The sequence below is a fragment of the Nonomuraea angiospora genome (assembly GCF_014873145.1).
Classification (GTDB): Bacteria; Actinomycetota; Actinomycetes; order Streptosporangiales; family Streptosporangiaceae; genus Nonomuraea; species Nonomuraea angiospora.
Genome location: NZ_JADBEK010000001.1, coordinates 8,417,318 through 8,430,033, shown reverse-complemented (window position 1 = coordinate 8,430,033; position 12,716 = coordinate 8,417,318). Strand labels below are relative to the sequence as shown.

The window sequence follows — 12,716 nt, the reverse complement described above, 5'->3', positions numbered from 1 at the left end:
GCCAACGGTCACCCCACGGGTGTGCGGGGAGCCCCCTCCCAGGCAGTCACCAACTGGGTCACCTTCACGTGGAGGTGGCCCTACCTACACGCGTTATGGCCGGGAACGCACGCCTGGCACCCACGCCTGTGGGGGTGATCCGGCGCCGGCAGCGGCCCAGGCGAGAACGGTCTCCCGGTCACCACGCCCGTCTTGATCCTTGAGAACGCAATGGCAACGATCAACCGTAGTTCGCCATTGCCGGCCGTAGACGGCCGGACACAAAGCGAGAGGCCCGTCACCGAATTTCAGCTGGTGACGGGCCTCTTCCGCTGATGTGGCAGGATGCCTACGGCATCATCCCGCGCATTCCGGACCTGGGTCTTACTCCCGCATATTGGCGGCCTACACTCACAGGAGCTCAGCCCCCACGCGTCTGCCCCAGGATCGCCGATCCAGGGGCGACGGGGTCTTCACTGGTGAGCAGCACCCAAACGCCTTCGGCGTACTCCTGGCGAGAGATCCTGCCGTCGCCGTCGGTGTCCAGTTGGGCGAAAGCACCCTCGGCCACCTCGTGGGGGATACCCATTGCGCCGAAGAAGCGATCGAGTTCCGGCGCTGAGATGAACCCGTCTTCGTCGGTGTCGGCGGCGTCGAAGGCGGCGCACGACAGCGCGCTGGTCATCTGCTGGAACTGCGGATGGCTCGCGACCAAGTGGTCCACCGCCTGGGCGAATTCCGCCTCGCTCACCGCGGCATCGCCATCGAGGTCGGCGTCCTCACGGATGCGTTCCCACCAGTCGGCGCACAACTGCTGAATGGCCTGATGCTGACGCGAGCCCGGGTCAGGGGCCACCGCGGCACACGCCTTGTCCGCGATGCGCTTGAAGTCATCGGCAGCGATCTGCCCGTCGCCCGTGCTGTCAAGCAGAGCGAACAGGGCAGCGATGTTGGACTCGTGCAGAGAGCGGGTCACAGGAGTACCTCCCGGATCGAACGGCGTGAATCACGACCGATCCCTAAGTATCCGAATGACTCCGCTCAGTGACAGATGGCGTCAGGGTAGCGACGCGGCAACACTAATGTGCCTTGAGAGACCGCATGGGAGCAGTACGCCGGTGTTCGCGAAAGAACGGCCTCCGGGAGGGTGTCGACCCCCGGATCACCAGAACGGGCGACTATGGGTGTCAAGCCACGTGGATCGTCAGTCACGCCTCAGCACTCGGCATCATCACCCATGACCCCGAATCATCGGCCGATGCCGCCGGGGATGCGACGCGATGACACCCCAAGCGACCGTTCCCGATGAGATCACCAAAGGTATCGACACGTACCACGACGCCCACACCGCCGTTCGGACGGTACCGAGGTCCGCGATCGTTATGGCCTGATCCCATCGCAGGTCCCAGCCTGCGTGATCAGCCGGTCGCGCCGAGAAGGCCCTGGAACGTTTCTTGCACGCGCGCAACGACCGGACACAAGCCACGATCGCCCCCGGAGCCTGCGGATCAGCCACGTTCCCCCGGTGAGCCAAGGCAAGGAACGAACCCTGGATCGTCGATCGCCCCAAGCAGGTATGGCGGCCAGCCATGCAGTGGCGATCGTGAGGGCTGCATCTGCGGGGCAGCGCGGCACCGCCGGCCTGAGCATTCGGTCAGGGGTCCATGGTGAAGCCAGTCGGAGGCGGTCGCTCACAGCCGTGGTCGCGTGGCGCGGCTGCTGCACTTTGCTGCTGCTCGTGATGACCGTAGGGCGACAGCGTGTCGGTCACTTTCTCGCTATAGAGACTGTTCTCCGCAAGAAGAAAGCAGCGATCAACGTGGTTGCCCCTGCGGCGATCAAGACGGTAGCGGGAATCTGAACAAGGTTTCGAACATCCTTGCATCTGTCCCTGTAGTCCATTTCTTCTACTGCCAAGTCACGAGTCTCATCCGTTAAGTAATCGGGGAGAGAGGCAGTAATGAATGCAGAACCACAAGCCTCACCTTCCGAAGTAACAGGCATCAGGCCAGCAAGTACGCCTGAGCCGATCAGCAAGAAGGCGACGAACGCGAGGAGCTTGGCGGCCATAAGTACTCCTTGGGTAGGTTCATCCGCGCCTGATCATTCCAGGCCAATCCTTGGCCCGGAAGTCTGGGCGGGCGGTGCGGACGTCGGGCCGATTCTGTGGAGGTCGCGTCGCCGTATCGAACCGTTGCGGTGGTGCAGGGTCTGAGAGCATGCGGTATGTAGTCTCTCGGGGCCGTCGATGCAGCCGGAACCCGGCGAAGGCGAGTCCCGCCAGTCGTTTGCGTTCGCCAATCTCGGCGCACGCGGCGCGTCAGCCCGCCCTCACAGCATCGAGGCAGCACTACCCCCGACGTCACCGAAGCCGCCGCACTCCCCGGGTAAGCCCGATGATCTTCAGCGCGTATTCAGCGTAGCCACCCATGGCGGACCGGCGTGAACCGTAGACAGCTGGACACAACGAAGGGCCCGTCACCACGTTTCCGCTGGTGACGGACCTCTTCCCGCTGGTGTGGCAGGGGCGAGGTTCGAACTTGCTTTCAAGATCATGTAGCTCGATTGAGCCTGAGTTCCAGTGGCTTCCGCTGGCCACCGGCGGAACAGGCGCGCAACGGGCACGGCGCATCTCGGACTCTCTGCCGGCTTATGTTGGTGACCGCCCGAAGGTCGTGAAGCATCTTAGAACCAGAACATAAGGTGTCGCCGTGAATATGATCGAGTTCCGCGTTGTAGGGCCGGTCCCCCCGAGCGCCTATCCGCACATGGACATCCTGATCGACGGCATCAATCTCATCGAACTCGCACGCGTCGTCGAACTACCACTGGCCCCCAACCCAAGCATCGCGGGGGCCTATGCGGGACTACTGGAGCGGGACGTGATCTGCTGGCCAAGCACCCATTTCCTCGGAGCACCCCACCTCCAGTGGTTTTCCGAAGGAGAGACGGTGCTGCTGGGCTGCGAATGCGGCGAGTGGGGATGTTGGCCGTTGACCGCGCAGGTCGAGGTAACCGAGCAGACCGTCACTTGGTCTGGGTTCCGTAACGGCCACCGTCCCAACTGGGATCTCAGGGCGCTTGGTCCTTTTGTCTTCGACAGACGGCAGTACGAGGCGGCTCTCCGCAGAACCGCCGCCTCCCCGAAGCTTTCTTGACCGCGAGCTCACTGTGTAGCTCCCAGCAGCTGGAGCGTCCCGCCAGGGGTGGCTAGCGATTCATGACGCGCAAGCGCAGGTCCCTTGCCCGGTCATCCCGTCCACGGTCGTCACACCGAGGAGGAAACGGGTCGGGAATTCCGGCTCATGATCCTCTGACCTGCTCCGGCTCTGGTCAAATACCTGACGACCCTGACCTGCTACCTGGGACGAAGCGATACCGGCACGCACCGTCCTCATGATCATTGCACGTATATTGCACGCCGACCGCTGGGTCGGAACAGCCACGAGTGGACGCGTGACCGAGCCTCACCTGTCGTCTTACGCCGCGTCTTCTCCTGAAGGACGTGTGGTCTCCCCGAGAAACAGCCCGCAGACCAGGGCCGTGAGCATGAAGCCGACCACCACGGGGACCGCTATCAGCATGCAGAACGCGAGAGTGTCATTGGACACCCAGGAGTCATATTCCGGCTGGATGATGACGACCGCCAACATGGCGAAAGGGGCTACCAGACCAACGACCGGCCAGTAGGGCAGGCGGGCCAGCCACGCGGCCACCATGCTGAGAGGGAAGGGCGCCAGCGCGAACGCCATCGCCAGCTTGAGCTCGGAATCCGAGTCGGTGGTCGGCCAGGAGAGGAGTAGCAGTAGTAAGACCGCCACTGCGGACCCTGCCAGGGCCGATCTCAATAAGAGACGCACACCTGTGATTGTGGCGGATCAGGGGCAGGCCGGTCGTTTTGGGGAACTTCTCTGCTGATGTTAATCACGGTCGAGTTCGTGCATCATCGATATCGCGCGAAGATCTCGCTTGCCTGGGTTCATGCGGTAGGTAACACTGCAGCGTGCACTCCGAAGAGCAAGCCAAACAGGTGGTCGACGAGTTGAGTGGCCGTATCTACACGGCATTGCGCGACGGGGGCCTCAACGCCGAACCCGTTCTCGAGCTGGCCTCCTTGCTGGAGGAGTGGGGTGTGTGCACTCCGGCTACGCGGGAACTCCTCGATCGCTCCCCTGCCCATCTGACTACGGAGGACCTGACTCGCCTGGGCGAGAGCCTTCTCGGCGAGATCAACTTCGAGCCGACCTTCGCCCTCGAGCCCCGTCTGTGGGCGACGCTGGAGCACTCGTTAGAGGTCGTGGAGCGTGACGTTCGCTCCGGAGGAATCATCGGCACGCTCAGCTTGGTCACCTACGACTGGGACTGCAGCGGTCATGCTTGGGTGGAGTTCCAGGGTGGTTCCCATGGCAACGGCATCCCGCCCATCGCGGGAAACGACGCTCAGGGGGCGCTCGCGGAGGTCGCCGATGCCGTCCAAGAAACGATCATGGAACTGATCTGGAAGGTCTGGCCTGTCTGTGCCACGCACGATCGTGGCTTGCGTGCCGAGCTGGACCGTGGGATCGCCGTTTGGCGGTGCACGGGCGGCGGAACGCATACCGTCGCGCCAGTCGGTGAGCTGTCTTGATCGTGTTGCCACCTTCGGCGTCTGGACGGGATGTTGACTAGCCGGGGATCCACCAGCAGTAGAGCAGTTGGTCGCGCTCCTTGGCTCTCCGCGCCACCCCAACGAACTCCTTGACCAGATCGAGCACGTGGTCACCGTCGACGCTGGAGAGATGTTCCTTCATCCATTGCCGGGCCACTTCGGCTAGTCGGGCATCATCGACCTCGGCGAGTGCGTCGCGTGCGTTCACCGAGAGTTCCACGATCTCGGGCCCCTCCTTATAGGGAGAGTCTTCCGGCAGGGCCAGCCATTCGTCTTCGGTCTTTGGCGCCCCTTCGGGTGGCGGGTACAAGGTGACGGTCTCGACCAGGTCGTTCGAGTAGGGGACGCCCTTGATGACGGCCACGAGGTCGCCGAGGCATCCGGTCGGATCGATCCACTTGGTTTCCACAACGTCGAACGCTGGAGCGTCAGGGAGGGGTTTGGCCGATGCCCGTAGCTCGTTCGGTCGCCAAGTTGCGGTGGCACGATCGGGGGCGCGGTAGTAGTCGTGCATGGCGCTCATGCGGGCGCTCCTACGGACGAGGGCATGATCGTGGATCGGGGCCATGACAGGCTGCGGGTGCACGGATGCGGGGGGAAGTACGGGCAGGCGGCCGCTATCCGGTGAGCCGGTGCTGAGGAACGAAGCGCCGGATCGTCGATCGCCTCCGGCCAACGAAGGAGGCCGGTCCACACGTGGCGATCGTAGGGCTGAATCCGTGCGGCGGCGTGGCGCTGGGGCGGCGAGTTCGCTCGGGTCGGCGGGGGTGGCGGTCGGCGTGGCGGCCCGTGCTGCTGCCGCCCGCTCAAGCACCGCGGACGGGATGACGTCCGGCCCGTGCCCATCCCGCCCATCCTGGTCAAGATCCTCCGCGACCACATCGCCGAATTCGGGATGGGCCGCTCGGCCTGCGAAAACAGCCTCGAGATCATTGCGCTTATATTGCGCGATGCAGAGGCAGGCACGATCGCCCCGTCATGCCGTCAGCCTCGATCCCACCAACGCGCGATTTCAAGATCCAGTAGACGTCTTGAGCGTCTTCACCTGCTGGTCTTACCGTCGTGGCCATGCGACAGATCGATGACCCGGACGTGCTCAAGGTCTTCACCAGCCGGTTTCGGATGAAACTCTTCAGCCTCCTCTTCCGGATTGGCCCGGTCACGGTAAGCGAGCTCGCCAGACGGATGAATGCCGACCCCGGCCAGGTCAGCTATCACCTGCGGCAAATGCAGAAACATGGCTTGATCGAGGACGTGCCGGAGCTGGCCCGGGACAGCCGGGAACGCTGGGTGCGGGCAGCTATGGGCGGGTGGGCATTGGTGAGAGACTTCGAAGCCCCGGAAGCCAGAGCCGCGGTGCAGGCGTGGACCTCACAGTGGGTGATCGACCAGTTCGAGCGGCTGCGCGACTTCCAACGCACTCACATGACGTTTCCCGAGGACTGGCGCAACGCGGCCTTCGGAGGCAGCCACCACCTAAGGCTCACCAAGGGTGAGCTCGCACAGCTCGCCGACCAGCTCTATGCCGTATTGCAGCCGTGGCGCGAGCTGACCAAATCGCGTGTCGAATCGAGCGAGGCTGTGCCGGATACTCGCCCGATTTTCATCTTCTACCACGCATTCCCCGAAGAACCCTGAGGAGCCTTCCGTGTATGCCATGCATGAGGAGCTGGCCCGCGCCTACCTCGCCGAGCAGCGAGCCGAGGCCGCACGGTTACGCATGATCCCGCCGCGCTCGCGCCGGCCTGTTCTTCTGCGCCTCCGCGGCCGGTTCGCGATCACCCTCCGCCGCCTCGCCGACCACCTCGAACCTGCCTGACATGGTGCGCCCCAACGCACTTCACCGTCACTGCGGAAGGCGAATCCCACTGCTGCGGCGAACTCTTCGCCTCCACATGGGCAAGCACATTCTTCGAGGTCAGCGTCATTCACACAGCCGGCACTGTCGGCGATATATGAGGCGTCCCCGCATGCGACGCAAATACGTTGTACGCAACCTTCAATGTCATCGGCCATGGCGCTGAAGTAATTGCCAGCACGTCCGACGCACACCGCCTCGCTCACTTGCTGGACGTTGGCGCGACCACCGGCAAACGGCCGCTCAGAGCCGCCTGCGGCTGCATGGCCCCGAAACGCAGAAGAGGCCCCGAAGGGCCTCTGAGCTGCGCTTACTGCGTGTGGCAGGCGCAACGGCCAAGCACGCCGGCACTCCCCGGTAGCGGCTGCGTCTAACGTGCCGCCGGAAAGCGCGCGGGGCGGGAGCCTGTCGGTGGTAGCTCCGCTCCGCAGTTGTCGCCAAAGTGTTGACTGTCATCCGACCTGGGCGGGTCCCTGGGTGCCTGCCGGAGGTGTGTTCGGGCCCCCGGGGACGTGGCTGCGCAGGAGGTGAACGCCCACCGCGATGATCCAGCCAAAGCCGGTCAGCAGGGAGAGGTGTTCGAGCAGGCCCGCGGGAGCCGGGCGCCACACGCTCAGGACGTCGAGGCGGTAGGCGATTCCGGCGGCGAAGGCGAAGGCGATGATCAGGGCGCCGGACAGGCGCGAGTAGACGGCCCAGGCGCGACTCTGCTGTCCCAAGCGCCGGGCCAGCACGAACGCGGCGGCGCTTAACCCGGCGAACAGGGCGAAGCCGGCCGCCTGGTGGATGAGGCCGCTGGTGGTGAGCGCGCCGGTTGCCGGGGCGGGTTGCCCGGGCGGGTAGCCCAGCGCTGGATCGGTGGGCACCAGCCCGGCCACGATCATCCCGGTCGCCACGGCCGCGAGCAGTGCCGGTATCCAGGTGGCGCCGCGGCCGCCACGCAGAGTTCGGCGCAGCCCGGCCGCGAAGGCCAGCAGGAGCAGCCCGCCCAGCACGAAGTTGGCCGTCTGCAGCCAAGCACGTTCGCCGGTGCCAAGCTGGCTGGCACCGTGGTGCCAGAGGCTGTAGCCGGGGCGGGTGGCGCCGTCGGCCCACAACAGCACCGGTACGAGCACACCGGCGGCGACGCCGCTGCCGAGTAGCACCGTGAGAGTACGCGTGGCCATAGGAAAGTCCTCCCGTTTCTCCGCGACCGCAGGTCACGGGCCGACCAGACTTCCCGGCTCACCAACAGCACGCCCCACGGGTGGGGCGTATCCTTGATCAATACATGAATTTTAGCGCATACTAAAATAGCTGCAAGAGGAGGCGGATCGGGCGTGACTGAGCAAGAGCAACTGCTGGAGTGGGTAGAGCGGGTCGCCATGTACCTGGCGCGCGACGGGGTGCCGCCGATCGCCGGGCGGGTGCTGGGCTGGCTGATGGTCTGCGATCCACCCGAGCAGTCCGCCGGGCAGATCAGCGACGCCATCGGCGCCAGCCGCGCCTCGCTGACCTCGAACCTGCGGCTCCTGACCAGCATGGGCTTCCTCGACTGGCGGACCCGGCCAGGCGAGCGGACCGTCTACTACCGGATGGCCGAGGACGCTTGGACGGTTGTGGTGCGCCGGCAGGTCGCCGGGATCGCCGCGTTCTTGGACATCACCCGGGATGGGCTGGCGCTGACCGGCCAGCAGGAGGGACGGATGCGTCAGGCGCACGCCACGTTCGAGTGGATGGCCAAGGTGTTCGATGACGCCCCACCGCCACCATCGCAGGCACGGGCCGATCGGAGGGATGAGGCATGACGCGACGGCCCGCAGCGGCGCAGACCGCGCTCGGCCCCATGATGATCGCCGCCGCCGAGCAGTACGAGCCACCCGGCCGACGCCTGATCGATGACGGGCTGGCGATCGGTCTGCTGCCCGTGAGCCTGCGCGCAGCCGTCCGGGCATGCCGATGGCCTGCCGTGCGCCGATGGATGATCGCAGCATCGGATAAACGCGCACCGGGGATCTGGGGCGCCGTGCTGTGCCGCAAGCGTTACGCCGACGACCAGGCCACTGAGGCCTTCCAGGCCGGGATCACGCAGGTGGTGGTGCTCGGGGCGGGGCTGGACACCCGTGCCTGCCGGCTGACGCCGTCCGGCGGGCGCGCCTATGAGCTGGACCTGCCGGCGAACGTCGAGGACAAGCGGCAGCGGCTGCAGACGCTGTCCGGCGCCGTGCCGGAACACGTGCGGCTGATCGGTGTCGACTTCGAGATCGACGATCTGGGCGGGGTGCTGGCCGAGCACGGGTTCCAGACCGGCAGGCCGGTGGTGTTCGTGTGGGAGGCGGTCACGCAGTACCTGACCGAGGAGGGGGTTCGCGCCACCTTGGCGTTCTTGTCCCAGGCCGCGGCAGGCAGCCGGCTGCTGTTCACCTACGTGCTGCGGGATTTCCTGGACGGTGGCGGCCACGGGGCTACGGCGCTGTATGAGGAGTTCGTGGTCAAGCGGCGGCTGTGGCGGTTCGGCCTGGCTCCGGGCGAGGTCAGCGGCCTGCTGGCGAGCTATGGCTGGGTGGAGCGTGAGCAGGTCGGCGCCGCCGAATATCAGGCCCGATACCTGGAGCCGGCGGGCCGTGAGCTGCCGGTGTCCGACCTCGAACGATTCGTCTACGCCGAGAAGCGGTAGCCGCGCTCAGCCTGCGGCGAGGAAATCACGGATCTTCGCGGCGATGTGGGGATAGTCAGGGCCAAACCAGATCAGGTGACTGTCGGCCCGGGTGTCCGCCAGTTCGGCATTCGGTATCGCCGCTGCCGAGAATTCGGCATGAGCGAAGGGCGCTGACCGATCGTTGCGGGTGGCGATGACCAGCGTGGGCTGGCTGACCTGCCCGGCGCAGTGAGCATGTCGGCGACGAAGCCGCTTCCGGAGCGCATCACGGTGAACAGTCCGGCGGATCAGCCCCGGCACGGTCACTCCTGTCGGTGCATCTTGCGGGTGACGATCCCGTACCAGGCCGGGACCTCACGCTCGTCATCGAACCAGCGCGCCACCACGATGTCGGTCGAGGAGTGCAGCAGAATCGAGGCCACGATGGTCACCGCGACGAGCTGGAACACCTGCTCGGCGGGCGCGATGCCGGAGCCGAGCACGAGCAGCCCGTACACGACGGAGGCGAAGCCCTTGGGGCCGAACCAGGCCACCGCCGCTTGCTCGCGCACCGACAGCCCCGATCGCAGGAACGACAGCCAGATGGCCGCCGGCCGGGCGAGCACGAGGGCGAGGATCGCGAACAGCCATCCCTGCCAACCGACCGACCCGAGCAGGGACGGGGTGATGAGCGCGCCGAATACCAGCAGCGCGGCCAGCTTGAAAACTTCGGCGATGAGCTCGCCGAAGTGCTCGAACGACTCGCGCTGCCGCTGCCCGATGGTGGCGACGGTGATGCCGGCGAAGAAGGCGGCCAGGAACAGGTTGCCGTGTGTGGCCTTGCCGACGGCGAGCACGAGCAGGCCGATGGCCAGGGCGTTGAGCGGCTCGTACTGCGTCGAGGCGGAGAACCAGCGCGTCTGCTCCAGCTTGATCGCCGCCCAGGGGATGACGACTCCGATGAGCACGCCAAGGCCGAGCTCCAGGCTGAGCTCACCCAGGTGCAGGTTCTGCGCTCCGGAGGCGATGGCAAGGAAGAGAATGACGAACGGCAGCGCGAGCCCGTCGTTGACACCCGACTCAACGTTGAGCAGCTGCCGCAGCCGGGGTGGCACCTTCTCGTTGCCGACCAGGGCGGCCGCGAAGACCGGGTCGGTGGGCGCCAGGATGGCACCGATCAGCAGAGATTCGACCCAGCCCAGCCCCACCAGGTAGTGCGCACCCACGGCGGTGATGACCAGGGTGAGCGGCAGTCCCCAGCCGAGCGCCCGCCCCGGCAGTCTCCAGGCGCTGCGCAGCTCCGGCCAGCCCACCCGCATGCCGTCGGTGAACAGCACGGTGAACAGAGCCAGCTCGGCCAGCGTCGCCACCAGCTCGTCGCCCGGCTTGAGCGAGACCACGCCCAACACCCCGTCGCCGAGGACGAACCCGGCCACCAGGAACAGCGCGGCCGTGGACAGGATGGTGCGGTGGGCCAGGCTGGACAGCAGCACAGCCAGCAGCAGCACGCCCGCGAACGCCGTCAGTGACGCGCTCATCAAGGGCACCGCGAAGAACACATCATGGAACGCCTCCGGTCGGTCCAGCTACCGCGATCTTGCCGACCAGACTTCCCGGCGCACCGACGCTCACCTTAGCAGCGGCCGTGTCAAGCGAACAGACGGATTCTTGACGGCGCAGACGGCCGCCTTCACGGTGAACGGGGCGGTGAGCTGCCGATCCGCTCGCGGCGATCTTGACAGGCCTTGATACGTTGTCTACAGGTGAGCCGGGAAGTCTGGTCGGCACGTTCTGTCCCCGTTGAGCGAAGGATGTGCCGGTGCGCGCCCGAGAGTTGCTTACCGACTTCCCTACGGTCCGCCTGGATTCTCCCGTGGTCGACGCGGCCAGGTTGCTGGCCGAGCAGGATCTGCCGGGTCTCATCGTGGTCGACGGCGAAGACTCGCCGGTCACGATCCTGCCCGGCACGCAGGTGCTGCGTCTGGCCGTGCCCGGCTACTGCCAGGACGATCCGGCGCTGGCGCGGGTGGTGGACGAGGCACACGCCGACGCCTTCCTGCGCGAGCTGCACGGCCGTACCGTACGCGACGCCCTGCCACGGCAGCCACGCGAGCTCCCGGTCACCGACCCTGAGGCGACCGTGTTGGAACTGGCCGCGCTGATGGCGCGCACCCACAGCCCGCTGGTCGCCGTCGTCGACGAGCACCGGCGGCTGATGGGGGCGGTGACGCTGCAGGCACTGCTGGACCGGATGCTCCCGGTATGAGCGTGCTCGCGTGGGTGAGCGTGGCGGTCTTCCTGGTCGCGTACGCACTGATCGCCACCGAGAAGGTCCACCGGGTCGCGGCCGCGCTCGGCGGGGCGGGGATCATGCTGCTGATCCATGCCACCAAGGGCGAGGCGGCGTTCTTCTCCCGGCATGCGGGGATCGACTGGAACGTCATCTTCCTCCTGCTGGGCATGATGATCATCGTCGGTGTCCTCAAGCAGACCGGCGTCTTCGAATACCTCGCCATCTGGGCCGCCAAACGTGCCCGGGGCCGGCCGTTCCGGCTGATGGTGCTGCTGGTGCTGATCACCGCGGCGGCCTCGGCGCTGCTGGACAACGTGACCACCGTGCTGCTGATCGCTCCGGTGACGTTCCTGGTGTGCGAACGGCTCGCCGTCAACCCGGCGCCCTTCCTGATCGCCGAGGCGATGGCCTCCAACATCGGCGGCGCTGCCACCCTGGTCGGCGACCCGCCGAACATCATCATCGCCAGCCGCGGGGGTCTGACCTTCAACGACTTCCTTGCCCACATGGCCCCGATGGTCGTCGTCCTGACGGCGGTGTTCGTGGGATTGTGCTGGCTGATGTTCGGCCGGTCGTTCCGCTACGACCCCGAACGCGCCGAGTCCATCATGGCGCTGGACGAGAGGGAGGCGATCGCCGACCGGCGGCTGCTGTGGCAGTCGCTGGCCGTGCTCGCCCTGGTGATGGCCGCGTTCGTGCTGCACCCGGTGCTGCACTACGAGCCCTCGGTGGTCGCGCTGCTGGGCGCGGGCGTGCTGGTGGCCGCGACCAAGGTGACCACCGAAGAGGCCATCGCCGAGGTCGAGTGGCCCACGCTGGTATTCTTCGCCGGTCTGTTCGTCATGGTCGGCGCCCTGGTCGAGACCGGCGTCATCAAGGAACTGTCACGGGCCGCCGTCTCGGCCACCAGCGGGCAACCGGAGGCCACCGCCCTGGGACTGCTGGGCGTCTCAGCCGCGCTGTCGGCCATCGTGGACAACATCCCCTACGTCGCCACGATGAGCCCCATCGTGGAGCAACTCGTCCAGGCCAACGGTGGGCACGACGTGCTGTGGTGGGCGCTGGCCTTCGGCGCCGACCTCGGCGGCAACGCCACCGCGGTCGGCGCCGCGGCCAACGTCGTCGTGCTCGGCATCGCCGCCCGCAACGGCACGCCGATCAGCTTCTGGCAGTTCACCAAGTACGGCCTGATCGTCACGGCGGTCACCGTCGCCCTGGTCGCCCCGTACCTGTGGCTGCGCTACCTCCTCTGACCATCCGCGACGCTGCTGTGGCCCGCCATCATCTCGGTCGCCGCCGGCCTGGCGCTGCACGCCTGGAT

General features: G+C 66.4%; 15 protein-coding genes. 8 read left to right on the top strand and 7 right to left on the bottom strand.

The genetic code is table 11. From position 1 onward, the window contains the following. Positions 1-400: 400 nt before the first annotated feature. Both H4W80_RS63940 and H4W80_RS38680 read right to left on the bottom strand, forming a co-directional pair. Positions 401-955, bottom strand: coding sequence for an EF-hand domain-containing protein (locus tag H4W80_RS63940; RefSeq protein ID WP_192789585.1), 555 nt, complete (start codon positions 953-955; stop codon positions 401-403). 791 nt (positions 956-1,746) lie between these two features. Next, the gene (locus H4W80_RS38680) at positions 1,747-2,049 is read right to left on the bottom strand and encodes a hypothetical protein (protein WP_192789584.1); all 303 of its coding nucleotides are present in this window, start codon (positions 2,047-2,049) and stop codon (positions 1,747-1,749) included. Positions 2,050-2,696: 647 nt separating this feature from the next. Here H4W80_RS38680 and H4W80_RS38675 point away from each other — a divergent pair. Next, positions 2,697-3,137: a hypothetical protein gene (locus tag H4W80_RS38675; protein WP_192789583.1), complete on the top strand. Its 441-nt coding sequence runs from the start codon at positions 2,697-2,699 to the stop codon at positions 3,135-3,137. A 321-nt stretch (positions 3,138-3,458) separates the two neighbouring features. Here the strand turns inward: H4W80_RS38675 and H4W80_RS38670 are convergent, their stop codons facing one another. Next, complete coding sequence (locus H4W80_RS38670; protein ID WP_192789582.1) at positions 3,459-3,839, bottom strand: hypothetical protein; 381 nt, start codon at positions 3,837-3,839, stop codon at positions 3,459-3,461. Between the two features lie 143 nt (positions 3,840-3,982). Here H4W80_RS38670 and H4W80_RS38665 point away from each other — a divergent pair, with 143 nt between their 5' ends. Continuing rightward, positions 3,983-4,606 (top strand): hypothetical protein, encoded by a 624-nt coding sequence (locus H4W80_RS38665; protein WP_192789581.1) that lies wholly within the window; start codon positions 3,983-3,985, stop codon positions 4,604-4,606. 37 nt (positions 4,607-4,643) lie between these two features. Here H4W80_RS38665 and H4W80_RS38660 read toward each other — a convergent pair whose 3' ends face one another. Next, positions 4,644-5,150 (bottom strand): hypothetical protein, encoded by a 507-nt coding sequence (locus H4W80_RS38660; protein ID WP_192789580.1) that lies wholly within the window; start codon positions 5,148-5,150, stop codon positions 4,644-4,646. Between the two features lie 545 nt (positions 5,151-5,695). Between H4W80_RS38660 and H4W80_RS38655 the strand changes: the two genes are divergently transcribed. Then, a complete protein-coding gene (locus tag H4W80_RS38655; RefSeq protein WP_192789579.1) occupies positions 5,696-6,265 on the top strand; it encodes an ArsR/SmtB family transcription factor in 570 nt (189 codons plus the stop codon). Between the two features lie 10 nt (positions 6,266-6,275). Next, the gene (locus H4W80_RS38650) at positions 6,276-6,446 is read left to right on the top strand and encodes a hypothetical protein (RefSeq protein ID WP_192789578.1); all 171 of its coding nucleotides are present in this window, start codon (positions 6,276-6,278) and stop codon (positions 6,444-6,446) included. Between the two features lie 491 nt (positions 6,447-6,937). Here H4W80_RS38650 and H4W80_RS38645 read toward each other — a convergent pair whose 3' ends face one another. Continuing rightward, entirely contained in the window at positions 6,938-7,651 is a 714-nt protein-coding gene (locus H4W80_RS38645) for a DUF998 domain-containing protein (protein ID WP_192789577.1), read from the bottom strand. Positions 7,652-7,804: 153 nt separating this feature from the next. Between H4W80_RS38645 and H4W80_RS38640 the strand changes: the two genes are divergently transcribed. Together H4W80_RS38640 and H4W80_RS38635 are read left to right on the top strand one after the other, a co-directional pair. After that, positions 7,805-8,272, top strand: coding sequence for a GbsR/MarR family transcriptional regulator (locus tag H4W80_RS38640; protein ID WP_192789576.1), 468 nt, complete (start codon positions 7,805-7,807; stop codon positions 8,270-8,272). After that, positions 8,269-9,141 carry an SAM-dependent methyltransferase gene (locus tag H4W80_RS38635; RefSeq protein ID WP_192789575.1) on the top strand — a complete coding sequence of 291 codons (873 nt, stop codon included), beginning with the start codon at positions 8,269-8,271 and terminating at the stop codon, positions 9,139-9,141. The genes H4W80_RS38640 and H4W80_RS38635 overlap by 4 nt, the downstream gene beginning before the upstream one ends. A gap of 6 nt (positions 9,142-9,147) precedes the next feature. Here H4W80_RS38635 and H4W80_RS38630 read toward each other — a convergent pair whose 3' ends face one another. Then, positions 9,148-9,423 carry an alpha/beta fold hydrolase gene (locus H4W80_RS38630; RefSeq protein WP_192789574.1) on the bottom strand — a complete coding sequence of 92 codons (276 nt, stop codon included), beginning with the start codon at positions 9,421-9,423 and terminating at the stop codon, positions 9,148-9,150. 2 nt (positions 9,424-9,425) lie between these two features. Beyond that, positions 9,426-10,640: a cation:proton antiporter gene (locus H4W80_RS38625; protein ID WP_192789573.1), complete on the bottom strand. Its 1,215-nt coding sequence runs from the start codon at positions 10,638-10,640 to the stop codon at positions 9,426-9,428. A gap of 281 nt (positions 10,641-10,921) precedes the next feature. Between H4W80_RS38625 and H4W80_RS38620 the strand changes: the two genes are divergently transcribed. After that, a complete protein-coding gene (locus tag H4W80_RS38620) occupies positions 10,922-11,368 on the top strand; it encodes a CBS domain-containing protein (RefSeq protein ID WP_192789572.1) in 447 nt (148 codons plus the stop codon). Beyond that, positions 11,365-12,648, top strand: coding sequence for an ArsB/NhaD family transporter (locus H4W80_RS38615; protein WP_192789571.1), 1,284 nt, complete (start codon positions 11,365-11,367; stop codon positions 12,646-12,648). The genes H4W80_RS38620 and H4W80_RS38615 overlap by 4 nt, the downstream gene beginning before the upstream one ends. Positions 12,649-12,716: the final 68 nt, after the last annotated feature.

Bases quoted from the DNA above. Each gene is read 5' to 3' on its own strand.
- H4W80_RS38680 (WP_192789584.1), bottom strand. From the start codon at position 2,049: ATGGCCGCCAAGCTCCTCGCGTTCGTCGCCTTCTTGCTGATCGGCTCA.
- H4W80_RS38675 (WP_192789583.1), top strand. From the start codon at position 2,697: ATGATCGAGTTCCGCGTTGTAGGGCCGGTCCCCCCGAGCGCCTATCCG.
- H4W80_RS38660 (WP_192789580.1), bottom strand. From the start codon at position 5,150: ATGAGCGCCATGCACGACTACTACCGCGCCCCCGATCGTGCCACCGCA.
- H4W80_RS38655 (WP_192789579.1), top strand. From the start codon at position 5,696: ATGCGACAGATCGATGACCCGGACGTGCTCAAGGTCTTCACCAGCCGG.
- H4W80_RS38645 (WP_192789577.1), bottom strand. From the start codon at position 7,651: ATGGCCACGCGTACTCTCACGGTGCTACTCGGCAGCGGCGTCGCCGCC.
- H4W80_RS38635 (WP_192789575.1), top strand. From the start codon at position 8,269: ATGACGCGACGGCCCGCAGCGGCGCAGACCGCGCTCGGCCCCATGATG.
- H4W80_RS38625 (WP_192789573.1), bottom strand. From the start codon at position 10,640: ATGAGCGCGTCACTGACGGCGTTCGCGGGCGTGCTGCTGCTGGCTGTG.
- H4W80_RS38615 (WP_192789571.1), top strand. From the start codon at position 11,365: ATGAGCGTGCTCGCGTGGGTGAGCGTGGCGGTCTTCCTGGTCGCGTAC.